This window comes from Kitasatospora sp. NPDC032150 (assembly GCF_055579945.1).
This window is the reverse complement of the sequence record NZ_JBVIMH010000011.1, coordinates 34,863-50,522: the sequence shown is the minus strand read 5'-3', so window position 1 is coordinate 50,522 and position 15,660 is coordinate 34,863. Positions and strand designations below refer to the sequence as shown.

General features: G+C 70.4%; 12 protein-coding genes. 6 read left to right on the top strand and 6 right to left on the bottom strand.

Annotated features, from left to right (window positions below; all coding sequences use genetic code 11):
• Positions 1 to 157: 157 nt before the first annotated feature.
• The gene (rsmI, locus tag ACZ5ON_RS15285) at positions 158 to 1,003 is read right to left on the bottom strand and encodes a 16S rRNA (cytidine(1402)-2'-O)-methyltransferase (RefSeq protein ID WP_344640186.1); all 846 of its coding nucleotides are present in this window, start codon (positions 1,001 to 1,003) and stop codon (positions 158 to 160) included.
• 259 nt (positions 1,004 to 1,262) lie between these two features.
• On the opposite strand from rsmI, the gene ACZ5ON_RS15280 reads away from it, so the two are divergent.
• Both ACZ5ON_RS15280 and ACZ5ON_RS15275 read left to right on the top strand, forming a co-directional pair.
• The gene (locus ACZ5ON_RS15280) at positions 1,263 to 3,086 is read left to right on the top strand and encodes a dolichyl-phosphate-mannose--protein mannosyltransferase (RefSeq protein ID WP_465591798.1); all 1,824 of its coding nucleotides are present in this window, start codon (positions 1,263 to 1,265) and stop codon (positions 3,084 to 3,086) included.
• A 143-nt stretch (positions 3,087 to 3,229) separates the two neighbouring features.
• Positions 3,230 to 4,897 carry a penicillin-binding transpeptidase domain-containing protein gene (locus tag ACZ5ON_RS15275; protein ID WP_465591411.1) on the top strand — a complete coding sequence of 556 codons (1,668 nt, stop codon included), beginning with the start codon at positions 3,230 to 3,232 and terminating at the stop codon, positions 4,895 to 4,897.
• A 25-nt stretch (positions 4,898 to 4,922) separates the two neighbouring features.
• On the opposite strand, the gene ACZ5ON_RS15270 is transcribed toward ACZ5ON_RS15275, so the two are convergent.
• Together ACZ5ON_RS15270 and ACZ5ON_RS15265 are read right to left on the bottom strand one after the other, a co-directional pair.
• Positions 4,923 to 6,473 (bottom strand): N,N-dimethylformamidase beta subunit family domain-containing protein, encoded by a 1,551-nt coding sequence (locus ACZ5ON_RS15270; RefSeq protein ID WP_465591408.1) that lies wholly within the window; start codon positions 6,471 to 6,473, stop codon positions 4,923 to 4,925.
• A gap of 239 nt (positions 6,474 to 6,712) precedes the next feature.
• The gene (locus tag ACZ5ON_RS15265; RefSeq protein ID WP_465591406.1) at positions 6,713 to 8,194 is read right to left on the bottom strand and encodes an amino acid permease; all 1,482 of its coding nucleotides are present in this window, start codon (positions 8,192 to 8,194) and stop codon (positions 6,713 to 6,715) included.
• Positions 8,195 to 8,733: 539 nt separating this feature from the next.
• Between ACZ5ON_RS15265 and ACZ5ON_RS15260 the strand changes: the two genes are divergently transcribed.
• The 4 genes from ACZ5ON_RS15260 to ACZ5ON_RS15245 all read left to right on the top strand — a co-directional run bounded on the left by ACZ5ON_RS15260 (position 8,734) and on the right by ACZ5ON_RS15245 (position 13,068).
• Positions 8,734 to 10,050 carry a VWA domain-containing protein gene (locus ACZ5ON_RS15260; protein ID WP_465591794.1) on the top strand — a complete coding sequence of 439 codons (1,317 nt, stop codon included), beginning with the start codon at positions 8,734 to 8,736 and terminating at the stop codon, positions 10,048 to 10,050.
• A 2-nt stretch (positions 10,051 to 10,052) separates the two neighbouring features.
• Positions 10,053 to 10,940, top strand: coding sequence for a peptidase (locus ACZ5ON_RS15255; protein WP_465591403.1), 888 nt, complete (start codon positions 10,053 to 10,055; stop codon positions 10,938 to 10,940).
• A gap of 216 nt (positions 10,941 to 11,156) precedes the next feature.
• Positions 11,157 to 11,825 (top strand): TNT domain-containing protein, encoded by a 669-nt coding sequence (locus ACZ5ON_RS15250; RefSeq protein ID WP_465591400.1) that lies wholly within the window; start codon positions 11,157 to 11,159, stop codon positions 11,823 to 11,825.
• Positions 11,826 to 12,309: 484 nt separating this feature from the next.
• Entirely contained in the window at positions 12,310 to 13,068 is a 759-nt protein-coding gene (locus ACZ5ON_RS15245; protein WP_465591397.1) for a class I SAM-dependent methyltransferase, read from the top strand.
• 213 nt (positions 13,069 to 13,281) lie between these two features.
• Here ACZ5ON_RS15245 and ACZ5ON_RS15240 read toward each other — a convergent pair whose 3' ends face one another.
• The 3 genes from ACZ5ON_RS15240 to ACZ5ON_RS15230 form a co-directional block, all read right to left on the bottom strand.
• A complete protein-coding gene (locus ACZ5ON_RS15240; protein WP_465591394.1) occupies positions 13,282 to 13,758 on the bottom strand; it encodes a hypothetical protein in 477 nt (158 codons plus the stop codon).
• Between the two features lie 123 nt (positions 13,759 to 13,881).
• Entirely contained in the window at positions 13,882 to 14,025 is a 144-nt protein-coding gene (locus ACZ5ON_RS15235; protein WP_280703263.1) for a hypothetical protein, read from the bottom strand.
• 244 nt (positions 14,026 to 14,269) lie between these two features.
• On the bottom strand, positions 14,270 to 15,520 hold the full coding sequence (locus tag ACZ5ON_RS15230) for an MFS transporter (RefSeq protein WP_465591390.1): 1,251 nt from the start codon (positions 15,518 to 15,520) through the stop codon (positions 14,270 to 14,272).
• Positions 15,521 to 15,660: the final 140 nt, after the last annotated feature.

The window sequence follows — 15,660 nt, the reverse complement described above, 5'->3', positions numbered from 1 at the left end:
CAAGTCTTGGCGCCGAATTGGAGAGGGCTGTAGAAAGCCGTCTACGACCGGTAGCTCGGGGGCGTGTCCCGGGTCTTCCCTCCAGGGTAGGACCGGGTGAACACCTCGGCACCCGCATCCTGAGCTGCGGCGTTCGGGTGAAGTCGGCCGCCGCCGGTCAGGCGCCGTGCTTGGCCGCCACCACCGCGTCGAAGACCTCCCGCTTCGGCAGCCCGAGCTCCGCCGCCACCGCCGCGATGGCCTCCTTGCGGCGCTCCCCGGCCTCCTCGCGGGCCGCCACCAGCTCGGCCAGCTGCGCCGGGCCGTACTCCTTCGGCGCGGCCGGCGGCGCGCCCGCGACCACCACGGTGATCTCGCCCTTGACGCCGTCCGCCGCCCACTCGGCCAGCTCGCCCAGTGGGCCGCGCCTGACCTCCTCGTACGTCTTGGTCAGCTCGCGGCAGACCGCGGCCGGACGGTCCTCGCCGAAGGCCGCCGCCATCGCCTCCAGGGTCTCGGCGATCCGGTGCGGGGCCTCGAAGAACACCATGGTGCGCGGCTCGGCGGCGATCTCCGCCAGCTGCCGGGAGCGGTCGCCTGCCTTGCGCGGCAGGAAGCCCTCGAAGGTGAACCTGTCCACCGGCAGGCCGGACAGCGCCAGGGCGGTGAGCACCGCGGACGGCCCCGGCACCGCGGTCACCTTGATCTCGGCGTTCACCGCGGCGTCCACCAGCCGGTAGCCCGGGTCGGAGACCGAGGGCATCCCGGCGTCCGTCACCAGCAGCACCCGCGCGCCGCCGCGCAGTGCCTCCACCAGCTCGGGCGTCCGGGCCACCTCGTTGCCCTCGAAGTACGAGACCACCCGCCCGACCGGGGTCACCCCCAGTGCCTGGGTGAGCCTCCGCAGCCGCCGGGTGTCCTCGGCGGCGATCACGTCCGCCGTCGCCAGCTCCGTCAGCAGCCTGGGCGGCGCATCCGAAACATCACCGATGGGCGTCCCTGCGAGAACCAGTACTCCTGTCACACCCCCATCCTCCCAGAGCGGCGGCCCGGCCCTTCCCGGCGAACGGCGGCACCCGGGGGCGCGCGCGGCCGGGCCGGCGCAGCCGTACGGCCTGCGGCCCCGCGGCCCGGAGGGTTGCCCCCGTCCCGGGGCACCGGCCCGGCCGACCGCCGTGGAAAGCCGCCCGCGCCGCTCCCTCACCGGCCGAGTACCCCTTGCCTGATCATGCCCCGCCCCTACGATGTGGCGGGTGAGCGGCGAGAAGGCACCCGAGAGGCCCATGGGCGTGGACCACCCCGAGCAGGGCGGCCTCGCCGTACTGCCCGCGCCCGACCACCAACCGCCCGCGGCGGGCGTCCCGGCCCCGCGCGAGGCGGCCGGTCCGCGCTCGGTCTGGGCGCGCCGGCTGGCCGGGTACGGCTACCGCGCCCCGGTCCGCCCCGAACCCGTCGAACAGCTGGTCCCCCCGATGCCGGACGGCCCCGGGGTGACCCCGCACCGGGTCGCGCCCTCACCGCTCCTGGCGGGGTTCGGCATCACCCTTCCGGCCCCGCTCTGGTCCTGGCTCTGCCGCTGGTCGGGCTGGCTCGGCCCGCTCGCGGTGGCCCTGTTCGGCGGAGTGCTGCGGTTCTGGGGCCTCGGCGAACCGAACTCCCTGATCTTCGACGAGACGTACTACGCCAAGGACGCGTACGCGCTCTGGCACGTCGGCTACGAGACCAGCTGGCCGGACGACGCCAACGCGCAGATCGTGGCCGCGCACCCGACCGTCCCGTTCCGCACCGACGCGGCGTACATCGTGCACCCGCCGGTCGGGAAGTGGCTGATCGGCATCGGGGAGCAGATGTTCGGGATGCACCCGTTCGGCTGGCGGTTCATGGTGGCGGTGCTCGGGACGCTCTCGATCCTGATGCTGGCCCGGATCGCCCGCCGGCTGTTCCGCTCGACCCTGCTGGGCTGCGTCGCGGGCCTGCTGCTGAGCGTCGACGGCCTGCACTTCGTGATGAGCCGCTCCGCGCTGCTCGACCTGATCGTCATGTTCTGGATGCTGGCGGCCTTCGGCTGCCTGCTACTGGACCGCGACCACACCCGGGCCCTGATCGCCCGGCGCCTGGAGACCCGGCCGGGCGGCGAGTGGCTGAGCCTGGGCTGGCGTCCGTGGCGGCTGGCGGCCGCCGTCTGCATCGGCCTGACCTGCGCCACCAAGTGGAGCGGGATGTACGTGCTGCTGGCGTTCTGGCTGCTCGGCGCCTGCTGGGACATCGGCGCCCGGCGACTGGCCGGGGCCCGGCGCTGGCTGCGGCTCGGCCTGTGGGACGCGACGATCGCGTTGCCGGTGCTCACCCTGATCTCGATCGGGGTGTACCTGGCTTCCTGGACCGGCTGGTTCCTCAGCAGCGACGTCCCCGGCCAGGGCGGTTACGGCCGGGACTGGGCGGTGCACCGCGCCGGGCTGTCGCCGGAGTACGTGTTCGGTGTGAAGACGCCCTTCCAGTTCGACATGACCTGGGTGCCGGACGCGCTGCGCAGCCTGTGGCACTACCACGCGACGATGTACAGCTTCCACGTCAACCTGCGCGACCCGCACACCTACCAGTCGAACCCGTGGAGCTGGCTGTTCCTGGGCCGGCCGGTCTCGTACTTCTACGACTCCCCGAAGTACGGCCAGTCCGGCTGCACCGCCAACGAGTGCGCCCGCGAGGTGCTCGGCATCGGCACCCCGCTGCTGTGGTGGGCGGGCATCGCCGCACTGGCGTACTGCCTGTACCGCTGGGCGCTGCGGCGGGACTGGCGGGCCGGGGCGGTGCTCTGCGGCGTGGCGGCGGGCTACCTGCCCTGGTTCATGTACCAGCAGCGGACCATCTTCCTCTTCTACGCGGTCGCCTTCGTCCCGTTCCTGGTACTGGCCGTGACAATGCTGGTCGGCGCGCTGATCGGCCCGCCGGACGCCACCCACGACCGCCGGGTGATCGGCACCACGGCGGCGGCGCTGCTGGTGCTCGCGATCATGTGGAACTTCCTGTACTTCCTGCCGCTGTACACCGGCGAGATGATCCCGATGAGCGACTGGCGCGCCAGGATGTGGTTCACCAGCTGGATCTGACGCCGGATCCGCCGCAGAGGTCGAGGCCTCCGGTACCGAATGCGTCACGAGTGCAGGGCCCCATGGGCCTGACGGGACCATCCGCCTAGGGTGGATCGGACACTGTTCAACCGCGGGGGGGGAACCGCACCATGCACAAGGGCGTGAAGGTAGGAATCGGCGTCGTCTGCACCGGGATGCTCTCGGTCGCCGGCTACGGGGCGTACAACATCGCCAGTGCGCTGATGGACGGGAAGACCGGCCAGTCGGACGCGCAGCCGCAGGTCCGTACGGTGGTCACCGAGCCCCCGCGCCAGCAGCAGGCCGAGGATGCGGCGAACGCCTTCCTGGCCGCCTGGGCGAAGGGCGACTTCCAGACCGCGGCCGCGCTGACCGACCAGCCCGACACCGCCACCGCCACGCTGGCGGCCTTCCAGGAGAAGGTGAGGCCGAGCTCGATCACACTGACCGTCACCGGCCCGGCCCCCGCCGTCGGATTCCCGTCACCGCGGCCGTCCGTACCGGCGGGAGAGGTCCTGCTGGGCTTCAAGGCCACCGTGAAGTTCGCGGGTTCGGAGGCGGCCTGGAGCTACGACAGCGTGCTCGGGATGGTCAGGATGAGCGACGGCAAGAGCGCCGTGCACTGGACCCCGACCCTGATCCACCCGCACCTGACTTCGGGCAAGAGCATCTCCGTCCAACCCCTGCCCGCCTCGTCCGCCGCCCGGCTGACGGACCGCGACGGCGAACCCCTCGCCGACTACCCCTCGCTCCAGCCGCTGCTGGGCGAACTGGGCGGCCGGGTGCCGACCGGTGACTCCGGCGCGGCCGGCGCCGGAGTGGTGATCACCAGCGGCGAGGGCCAAGGCATCGACGAGAAGCTCTTCACCGTCACCGAGTCGAAGGACGGGCAGAAGGCCAGGCTGACCATCGACGGCAAGCTCCAGGCAGCCGCCGAGAGGGCCGTGCAGCAGGCCTCCGACGGGGGCCGCAAGCCTGCCTCGCTGGTGGCCGTCGAGCCCAGCACCGGAAAGATCCTGGCCTTCGCCAACGCCCCGGCCACCGGCCAGAACCGGGCCTTCGTCGGCACGAGCGCCCCCGGCTCCACCATGAAGGTGATCACCGCCGCCGCCCTGCTGGAGAACGGCATCTCCGCCGACGCCACCGTGCCCTGCAAGCAGCACTACTCGGTGAACGGCTTCAGCTTCAAGAACGACGACGACGAGTCGGGCGAGGACTGGAGCTTCAGCAAGGACTTCGCCCAGTCCTGCAACACCGCCTTCGTCGAGCAGGGCATGAAGACTCTCACCGGCAGCCAACTCCAGGACACCGCACGGAAGTTCTTCGGCGTCGGCCCGGTCTGGAAGACCGGCCTCAAGCTCTCCCCGGCGAGGATTCCGGCGCCGGGAAGCCCGACCGAGCAGGCCGCCCAACTGATCGGTCAGGGCCAGATCACCATGAACTCGCTCACCATGGCCTCGGTCGCCGCCACCGTCCAGAACGGCACCTTCCACCAGCCGGTCCTCATCCCCGGCTACGACCAGGTCCCGGCCGAGCGCAAGCTCTCCGCGTCCACCCTGAAGTCGCTGCGCCGGATGATGCACCTGACCGCCACCAGCGGCACCGCCCGCTCCGCGATGTCCGGGATCAGCGGGGACACCGGCGCCAAGACCGGCACCGCCCAGGTCGGCGGCCAGTCCTCGGACAACAGCTGGTTCACCGCCTACCGCGACGACCTCGCGGTGGCCGCCGAGGTCCAGGGCGGCGGCCACGGCTCCGAGGCCGCCGGACCGGCCGCCGCCCAGGTGCTCCGCGTCGGCAACCAGGACTGACCGGCTCTCCGCCTGGTGGGCGCCGTCAGCTCTCGCCGGCCGCTGAGCTCTTCCCGTAGACGGCCTCGACGTTGTCACTGGCCGGGTGGTTGCGCCCGGCCGGGCCGGCGGCGAACGCCCGCAGCAGGTTCTCGGTGACCCGCCGGGTCATCGCTCCGGTCCTGGCGTCCATCCCGTGGTCGGCCCGGCCGCCGCCGGGCCCGTCGGCGTCCAGCGACTCCACCCAGCGCATCGTTCCGCTGGCGAACACCCCGGCACCGCCGGGCACCGTGTAGTACGCGGAGTCCGCGAAGCTGCGCCGCCCGTCGCAGACCACCGGCGAGTGCGCCAGGATCTCGATCGGCCGGGGCGTCGGAAAGCCGGTGAGCACCCGGTCGTACTCGACCCCGACCAGGTGCGCGAAGCTGTCGCCCGCTCCGACCTCCGTCCCGGCGAACAGCCAGTGGCCCGGGTTGGTCACCACGTAGGGGGCGTCCACCGGGTAGCCGTCGTAGATCACCCCGAGCAGCGAGCTCTCCGGGTCGGGATCCGGCTGCTCCCGGTAGTCGGTGGTCGCGGGCTTCCCCGCCCGGTAGCCGGGGTCCTCCTGCCAGGCGCCCTTGTAGCAGACCACGGTGCGGTCCGGACCGAGGGCCGAGGGCTCGAAGCGGATCCGGCGGAAGCAGCAGTTGGCGCCCAGGACCGCGACGTTGGTCCCGGCGTCCCGGGCTGCGGTGAAGTGCTGCCGCTGCTCCGGCGACCAGTACTCGTCATGTCCCAACGACAGCACGGCGGTTGCCCCGTGCAGCAGCTCCGGCTCACGCGCCACGTCCACCCCGGTGGTGTACGCCAGTGGCAGGCCGAGCCGCTCCGCCAGCGCGATCAGCGGCGCCTCGTACACCAGGAACAGCCCGGCGCCGTTGTCGTACAGGTACGGCCGGTCGAAGGTCACCTCCAACGAACGGGTCGCCAGACCGCCGGTCGGACCGTTGTAGAGGCTGTAGCCGCCCCACTCGTTGTACGCCTGCCAGGTGGCCGGGGCGTTGACGATCACCGTCTTCCCCGCGGTCGTGGCCGACCGCACGGTGACCGGGACGAACCGCTGCCCCGAGCCGTCCTCGGCGTCCAGCCGGAGCAGATAACTGCCCTCCGGCCAGCCCTCGGTGTCCACCGTGGCGCTCCTGGCCCAGTCGGTACGGACCGTCCTGGTCCGCCCGTCGACCGTCGGATCGCCCTGCCTGCTGCCCGGAAACCGCTCGGACCGCCACACCAGCCGGCCCCTCGCACCCCCGTACCAACCCATCCGGTACGCCGACACGGTGTACCCCGGCGCGGTGGTCGACACGTACAGACCGAACCGCTCACCCGGCAGCACGCTCACCCGGTCGGCGTACCCCTCGATCGCCCGCGCCGGACCGGCCTTCGTCACCCCCCAGTCGGCGTTGCCCCGCCGGGCGTTCTCGGCCGAGGTCGCGGACGGGCTCGGCGACGGCGTGCCCGCCGGCCTTCCCGCGGCCGCAGCGCTCGCGGCGGCGGCCCCACCCGGCGTACCGGCGGCGTCGCAGGCACTCAGCCCGGCCGCGGCCCCCACCGCCATTCCCAGAAACCGCCGCCGCCCAGTGCCCATGCCCGACTCCCGTACCACCCGTGACTCCCCCGCCGGCGCCGCACCGCGCGGCCCGTCGATACGCATCCAACCTCCGATCGCGCCCGGGAGCATCCCCGACGGCCCACCGACGCGCCGTCGGCGCGTGCGCGGCGAACGCCGAGGGGCCGTCAGGGGAGATCTTCCCCGACGGCCCCTCGACCCGGCACGCGGGCGGATCCGGCCGGCACTCAGCCGGTCGCGCTGAGCTCGGTCTCGGCCCGGTTGAGCTTGGAGTGCCTGACGCTGTACCCGAAGTAGACGGCGGCCGCCAGCACGAGGGCGACCCCGAAGAACAGGAAGGTCAGCGGGTGCAGCCCGTAGATCAGGTAGACGCAGAAGCCGACGCTGAGCAGCGGGACCACCGGGTAGCCGGGAACCCTGAAGCCGCGCGGCAGGTGCGGCTGGGTGCGGCGCAGGATGATCACGCCGATCGAGACCACCGAGAAGGCGACCAGGGTGCCGAGGCTGGTCAGGTCGGTGAGGATGTCCAAGGGCACGAAGGCGGCCAGGGCGGCGACGCCGATGCCGACCACCAGGGTGTTCCAGACCGGGGTGCCGGTCTTCGGGGAGATCTCGGCGAACTTCTTCGGCAGCATGCCGTCGCGGCCCATCGAGTACAGGATGCGGGTCTGGCCGTAGATCACCACCAGGGTGACGCTGAAGATCGAGATGATCGCGCCGAGCGCGAACATCAGGCCCGGCCAGCTCTGCCCGGTGATGTCCTGGAGGATCTGCGCGAGCCCGGCCTCCTGGCCGTCGAACTTCTGCCACGACTGGGCGCCGAGGGCTGCGATGGCCACACCGATGTACAGCAGGGTGACCACCACCAGCGACATGATGATCGCCAGCGGCAGGGTGCGGCGGGGGTTCTTGACCTCCTCACCCGCCGTGGAGACCGCGTCCAGGCCGATGAACGAGAAGAAGATGCTGGACGCCGCCACCTGGACGCCGCCGAAGCCGAGCGGCATGAAGGGGCTCAGGTTGCCGGAGTGGAAGCCGGTCAGGCCGATCGCGATGAAGAGCAGCAGGATCACGATCTTGATGCCGACCATGGCCGCGTTGACCTTCGCCGACTCACTGACCCCGCGGATCAGCAGCACGACCACCATGGCCACCAGGATCACGGCGGGCAGGTTGAAGTACCCGCCGTCGCCGGGCGGCTGCGCCATCCACTCGGGGATCCGGAAACCGAAGGCCAGGTCGGAGAACTTGTTCAGGTACTGGCCCCAGCTCACCGCGATCGCGGAGGCCGAGACCCCGTACTCCAGCAGCAGGCAGACGCCCACCCCGAAGGCCACGATCTCGCCGAGCGTCGCGTAGGCGTAGCTGTACGAGGAGCCGGACACCGGGATGGCGGAGGCCATCTCGGCGTAGCAGAGCGCCGTCAGGCCGGCCGTGACCGCCGCGAGCACGAAGGACACGATCACCGCGGGGCCGGCCTCGGGAACCGCGCTGCTCAGCACGAAGAAGATGCCGGTTCCGACGGTCGCCCCGATGCCGATCGAGGACAGCTGCCACAGCCCGATCGAACGGCGCAGGTGGATCCCGGAACGGCCGCCCTCCTCGGGGGCCCCGGCGGGCAGGCCCTCGGGCGAACCGGCTTCGGCGATCAGGGTGTCGATGGGCTTCCGTCTGAACAGACGCGCGCTGGTGGGGCTCTGGCTGGTCAACGCGTGGTTCCTTCTAGGCGGTGGCGGATGTCCTAGCTGGCTGTGCCGCGGCCGCTCCGTGGGGAGAGTGGGCGGACCAACCGCACAAAGATGGGACAGTACCCCGCGAATCCACCAGTGGCGTAAACGGTGAACGGCGAGGTCCGCCTTATACGAATCGTCGCATATGCTCCGACGAACCGGACAGAAAGCAAGCGGCGCGGCGGGACGCCTGCGTCAGTCCGGCAGGTCACACGGGGTACCGGCACGCCGAAACGCACAGGTCGGCGCCGGTCGGGGCACCGCACACCCCAGGATGCGTCCACAGGCTGTGGATCCACCGCGGGGTGCGTCGGCCGGGGCCGAACCACCCGGCACCGGCTCCTCCCGACGCACCGTCGGATACCCGGCGGTAAGAGGCGCCCACAGGATCCTGACGAACTCTCCCCGCGCGGAACCCCGGGACCACCGTTTCTCCTTCTCCGGCAAGGCAGTTCGGGCACCCGTGGAGCATTGGTCTTTCCCAACTGATGATCCATAGGATCGGGCCCGTGACGACCATGAGACGACGATTGCCGGTCAGGCGGCCACTGGGCCTGCTGGCCGCGCTGGCGATATCCGCCGGGGCCCTGCTCAGCGGGCTGCCCGCGCAGGCGGACGAGACCACCCCAACCAGCCCCACCAGTTCCGAGGCCCCACGGGTCGACCTGATCCTGGATGTCAGCGGCTCGATGCGGACCGCCGACATCCAGGGCAAGAGCCGGATCTCGGTCGCCCAGCAGTCCATCGACGAGGTGATCGACGCGCTGCCGACCGAGACCGAGTTCGGCATCCGCACGCTCGGCGCGACCTACCCCGGCAACGAGCAGGCCATGGGCTGCAAGGACACCCAGCAGCTGTTCCCGATCGGCAAGACCAACAAGGTCGAGGCCAAGACCGCCGTGGCCACCCTCCGCCCCACCGGCTGGACGCCGATCGGGCTCGCCCTGCGCGAGGCCGCCAAGGACCTCGGCAGCGGCCAGACCACCCGCCGCGTGGTGCTGATCACCGACGGCGAGGACACCTGCGCCCCGCCCGACCCCTGCGACGTGGCCCGCGAACTCGCCGCCCAGGGCACCCACCTGGTGGTGGACACCCTCGGTCTGGCCCACGACGACAAGACGCGCCAGCAGCTGCTCTGCATCGCGGGCGCGACCGGCGGCACCTACACCGACGTCCGCAGCCAGGAGCAGCTCACCGGCAAGGTGAAGCAGATCGTCCAGCAGAACGCCGACACCTACAAGGTGACGCCCGCCAAGACCGCCGGCACCGACAAGTGCGAGACCGCACCGCTGCTGACCCCCGGCGTCTACAGCGACCGGGAGAAGTTCTCCGAGCACCGCGTCTACCGGGTGCCGGTCAAGGCGGGCCAGGAACTGCGGGCCTCGGTCAGCGTAGCGATGGACCGCGCCGTCGCCCGTGACTACGGCGTGCTGCTGCAGGCCACCGACCCGACGGGACAGGAACTGGTCCGCGGCACGGACGCGGGCAGCGGCCGCACCGACGTCGCCTCGACCGGTGTGCGCTGGTCCGCGTCCCAGGCGACCGCCGCGAAGGCCACCACGACCGGCAGCTCGGCGGCCACCAACGCCGACCACACGGTCTGCCTGGTCGTCAGCAACTCCTTCGCCCCGCAGCCGGGTGTGTCCGCCGATCCCGGACTGCCGCTGGAGCTGACCGTGGACGTGGCCGCCGCCTCCCCCGCCCCCGACGGCCCGGCCGCCGGGCTCGGCCGCGGCTGGGTGTTGCTGCTGGTGCTCACCGGTGCCGGTCTGCTGACCGGGCTGGTCTTCGGCTGGCTGGCACGCTGGCGGATCGCCATCTGGCAGGAGAACTGACGATGCGCACCAGACTCACCACCACGCCGCACCGCCTCGCCGCGGGAGCACTGCTCGCGCTCGGACTGCTGCCGGCCCTGGCCCCGGCCGCCTCGGCGGCCTCGCCCTCGGCGAGCCCGGCCGGCAGGAACCAGGCCCCCGCCACCACCTCGGGCACCTCCTTCCTGACCGCGACCACCCTGGCGGCCGGCCAGGAGGCCAACGTGTCGGCCTCCATCGGCGACTACCTCTACTGGGCGTTCCCCGCCTCCGAAGGCCAGACCGACACCGTGCAGGTGACCGTCGCCCTGCCTCCCGGCACGGACCGGCACGGACCGCAGACCTGGACGGTGGAACTCTTCGACGGGCTGCGCCGGCGCCAGTCCTGCACCGCCGGACCGCAGGGCGCCACGGCGACGCCCAAGGACACCTCGCTCTCGGTCAGCTGCACCCTGCGGCAGATCCGCTCCTGGGCCGAGCCCTGGTCCGGTGACCCGCTGCCGGGTACGTACTACATCCGGCTCACCACCAGCGACGTGGACCAGCAGGACCTCGGCCTCGCGGCCCAGGTCAAGCTGCACATCACCGCCAAGGGCGGGGCGGACGACGCCCAGCCCGAGGGCGGCGAGCTGAAGGCGCCACTGGCACCCCCGGTCAACGCCGGTTCGCCCTCCGCCGGCGCCTCCGCCGCGCCCACCGCGGCGGCGGACGGCTCCGACGCCACCCGGGCCGCCGCACCGGCCCAGCCGAAGACCCACTGGTACTCCGACCTGTTCTCCGGCTGGAACACCCGGTGGTTCTGGACCCTCGGCGGTGGCGCCCTGGCCGCCCTGGCCGGCGTGGCGGGCTACAAGCTGACCCGCCACCCGCGCGGCAGCCGGCTCACCCGGCACCCCGGTCCGCAGAGCTGACCCGGACCGCCCTGACGACGGGCCCGGAGCCGCATCCCGGCTCCGGGCCCGTCGTGCCGTCCGGGCAATTGGCCGAAATCCAATCCTCCGCTTAGCCGCACCCGGGCGTTCGATTGACGGATCGTCATCCGATCGATTTGCCTATGCGACGACCCGGGCACGGAGGGTGACCGCTCTCCCCTCCGTGCCGACTCGCCCTCCCGTTCCGGAGACAATGTGCGCCTTCGCCTGTTCCTCGCGCCGGTCCTGGCGGCCGCCGCACTCCTCACCCCAGCCGTACCGGCCGCGGCCGCCACCGGCCCGACGGCCGCCCGCTCCGCCGCCCCCGCGGGAGAGTGCTCGGCCGACTTCCACGGCAACGATGCCCGGCTCGGCCCGCAGGACCTGCCCAGGACCGGCCCGGTCGGCCGCGAACTGATCGGCTACCGGCGCACCGGCGGCCTGACCGAGGAGAAGTTCCTCGCCACCTACTACAGCCCCACCGCCAACTCCGGTTCCCCCGGCTGGATCTACCCGCCGTCCGACGGCTACCTGCTGCGCGCCGACGGCACCCCGGTCGAGTTCACCGTCCATCTGCTCCCCGGTCAGGACATCGACCGCTACGGCAGCGAGTACGGCGGCTTCCTCGCCCCCGAGGGCCTCCCCTACGCCTCCCGCTCCATCCCCCCGCAGAGCCTCGACGGCAGCCCCGCCGCCGCCTGCAACTACCACGACTACCGCGTCCTCAAGCCCTTCGCCGTCCACGCCGGCCCGATCGCCCCGTGGTTCGGCCAGCCCGGCTACGGCCTCCAGTACCAGCTCGACGCCGCCCTCGTCGCCGGCTCCCCGGCCCGCCTCAACGTCCTCTGGCTGGTCGACAACCACTACCTGGCCCGCCTGAACTGACGCAGCCGCACCACCGGCACCGGCAACGCCCGGACACCGGGCGCCCCAAGCGAACCCGACGGCCCTCCCGGGATCCCGCGAGGGCCTTCCGCGTCGAACGGGATGCCCGCCCGCGCCACGCCCCGGGCTCGGGGGGGCGCCCCCGGGATACCGGCCGAAGTCCATGCGATCCGCCCCCGCGACTGCCGGGGCATCCGCGTGCCACCAGAGGCGGCCCGTCAGACACTGGGGAGAATCACCTCGGGTGACCTGGATCACGCGCCGCAGAACCCTGCACAGCCGCTGCACTTCACTGCCGCACATACGGCCAGAGGCCCTCCCGGTTAATCCCGGAAGGGCCTCTGACGTTGGGTGGGGTGTTCACGAGTAGGGCTGACCAGCGCCGAAGGGCGTAGGTCGTAGATCCCTTCCCGGCCGATGGATGATCGTTTCCCGAAATCGGGTCCAACCGACGGGCTGCGCCGTCCTGGCCTGGTAAGCCAGGATGCATTGCATGCCTACCGTGCCCGAAGATCACGTTGAGCCCGCGCCCCTGTTCCGGGTGAACGACTACGACAGCCTTGCCGAGGTGTATGCGGCCGAGAACGAGGCCGGCATCATGAACGCCTATTACGAGCGGCCCGCGATCCTGGCACTCGCCGGAGATGTGGCCGGCCGCCGGGTTCTCGACGCCGGCTGCGGCTCCGGCCCCCTGTTCGCCGAGCTGCGCGACCGGGGTGCCGTTGTGACCGGCATCGATGCCAGCGCCGGGATGCTGGAGGTGGCCCGGCGGCGGCTCGGCGACGGGGCGGATCTGCAGGTGGTGGATCTTCGTGACCCGCTGCCGTTCCCCGACGGTGCATTCGACGATGTCATGGCGTCCCTGGTACTGCACTACCTGGAGGACTGGGGGTCGACGCTGGCCGAGTTGCGGCGCGTGCTGACGACCAGCGGCCGGCTGATCGTGTCCGTCGACCATCCCTTCGCCATACACGGCATCCACCGCCTGGCCGGGCGCAAGACCAACTACTACGCGACCTACAACTGGACCGAAGAGTGGACCATGGGCGGCCAGGCCGCCCCGATGAGCTTCTGGAACCGGCCGCTCCACGCGATGACGGACGCCTTCACCGCAGCCGGCTTCCGGATCTCCGTCATCAGCGAGCCGCAGCCCGTCCCGGCCGCCCGGGAACTGTTCCCCGACGACTTCCGCATCCTCTCCAACAGCCCAAGCTTCCTGTTCTTCGTTCTGGAAGCTGACTGACGGCGCCTCACACGATCGACATCGGCCTTCCCGCCACTTCACCCGCGCAAGCCGCCGAAGGACTTCGCCGAGGCCACGCGGGACATGCAGATCTCATCTGCCGTTCGCCGAGCCTTCCAAGGCCCGTGTGCCGTCGTGCGCATGCGACACCCCTGCGCGCTCCTGGACCAGCTCACTACAGTCAGCAAGCCGCCCGGCACCGACATCGAATTGCTACGGGGCATGCTCGATCTCGGACATACGCGAGTGAGCGTCCGCGAGAAGTTCCTTCAGCCGAGAGGTCGCGAGGAAGTCCAAATTCGGGTGCCGCATGCAGCGGTCGTAGGTGTTCTTCGCCGTCTTCAGGATGTCGACCGTGGAGCCGTGGATCCCAACACCAGAGCAGATCTCTGGGTGGCGGGTCCGGACTGTGAGTATCTCCGCCGCTATGAGGAAACTCTGGAATGCGAAGAATATTGAACGCCGCCGACCCGTGATCGCCGTTTCAGCCTCGTTTTCCGGCATGTCCAGAAGCCGGTAATCCGGGTGGTGGGTGTGACGCATAGCATCCAAGTAGAGGAGCGTGTGGGCAAATTCGTGGGTGAGGCACTCGATAGTGTCCTGAGTGGACCATGCCGGCTGGGGATTCACGTAGATCAGCCCCACTCCGTCAAACGATGAACCGCTTCCCGGATTCTGAGGCTCCGTCATTACGAATACGTGATTCACGGCCAGGTCGAACAGAGGGGCCAGGTCTGGCTCAATCTTGCACAGCGCCTGGAATCCTTTAAGGACTTCATCTATCGTCTGTGAGTCGCGGCAGCCCGCTCCGGATTAGTCCGGGTCGACAGCGAACATCTGCAGCCGGTACTTCTTCGCGTTGTGGCTGCTCTCACGCATGGCCACGGAGGAATCCTGGGCCTGCTCGATGTCCTCGTCGGTGATCGTAGAAGCGATCTTCTGGAGGAGCTCGTCCATTTGCGTTACCTCCTCTCGGAAACTGAAATGCCCACAGCGTGCACCCTGGCATGGCGTGTGCAGACCATGCAAGCTAGCCCCCGCGGGCCACTTTTCATCCATCTGTTACGGGACGAATGCCTTCAGCAAACAGGAGGGGCAAACGCCCTGGTCAGCTACATGAAGCCGGTGGAGTGAAATCCTCCGCTCTGCGGCATGCTGATCTTTCGCCTGAAGAAACATGAGGTGGTACAGGCGTAACGGTTCATCCGGTGCGCTCGTGCGCACCCTCCTGCCGCCTGTCTGATTTTGTGGTCTTGTGGGTCTCTTGCGGACGTGCTATCGGAATGATCCAAAGTGCGGCATAGGCGACGGCGAGGACACCGAGCAGGCGCGTGGTCGCTGTCATACCGAGAGTGGCTGCGAGCGGAGCGACAGCCAGTGATGAGACTCCCTGCAAGCCGGAGGAGAGGCCGAACGCCAGCACCATCACACGCCCTCGAATGTGGTCAGGGCTCGCCAGTTGCAGGCCGTTGATGGCAAGGATCGCGCACGCCCCCACCCCGAGATGGCCCATCAGGGCGGCTGCCATACCCAACCCCAGGTTGCTGACCTGCGCCAGAGCCAGGTATCCGAGACCGAAGACGGCCAGGGCGCCAGTAGCTACGAACAGACGCCGGTCGGTGGAACCGCCAGTGATCCGCCGGCCCAGGAAGGGGCCGAGAACAGCGCCGACTCCCTGGGCCAGGTACAGCACGCCAACTCCCGCGTCTCCGACGTGGAAGCGGTCGAGGGCGTAGGCGGGCAGGAGGCCGACCATGCCGTAGGAAAGGCGCAGTCCTGCTGTCAGCCAGAGGAACACGGCTACCACAGGGGTGGCCCGTACGAACTGCCATAGTTCGGTGGTGTCCGCCCACACGCGCATGCGTCGACCCGGCTCAGCCGCTGAGAAGGGCCGGCGAATCCTGGCGATGAGGAGGGCTGACACGGCGAACGAGACGACGTCAATGAGCAGAGTGGTGGAGCTTCCCAACGTGGCAGTGACCAAACCACCCAGCCCGGCTCCTACCAGGAGGCCTGCGGAGTACACGCTGCCAAGTGCGGCCTGGGCCAGCGGGAGATCCTGGGCGTCGACCATGTTAGGCAGGACGGTCTCGGGAATGGGACTCGCCAGGGCGGCGAACACCGACAGAGCGGCCATGCAGACCAGAGCAAGCGGCACCGATCTCAGGTGAAAGGCGATCAGCAGGCCGACTACCGGCGTTACGGCCCCGATGTCGCACGCGATCCGCAGACGCCTACGGTCGAAGCGATCGGTGAGCGGACCGATGAGTGGGATCAGTAGTACGCCAGGGAGCGAGTTGACGGCGAACAGGAGCGCGGTCAATCCGGGCGAGCCAGTGCGGTGGTAGACGAAGCCGCTCAACGCGACGAAGGTGAACCAGTCACCGGTCAGGCTGAACGCAGAAGCGCAGAACAGACGTCTGAAGTCGGAGCTGGTTCGTAGGAGCGCCACAAGGCGTCCGGGCACGCGAGATCGAGCAGTGAGCACCTGATGACTCCAAACAGCGAAGACGTCCCATGGAGCGGTAAGGGACGAATGGCGAACGCGTAGACGCTTCGCATGGCCCAGCAGCCGCCGCGGCGGCTGCTGGG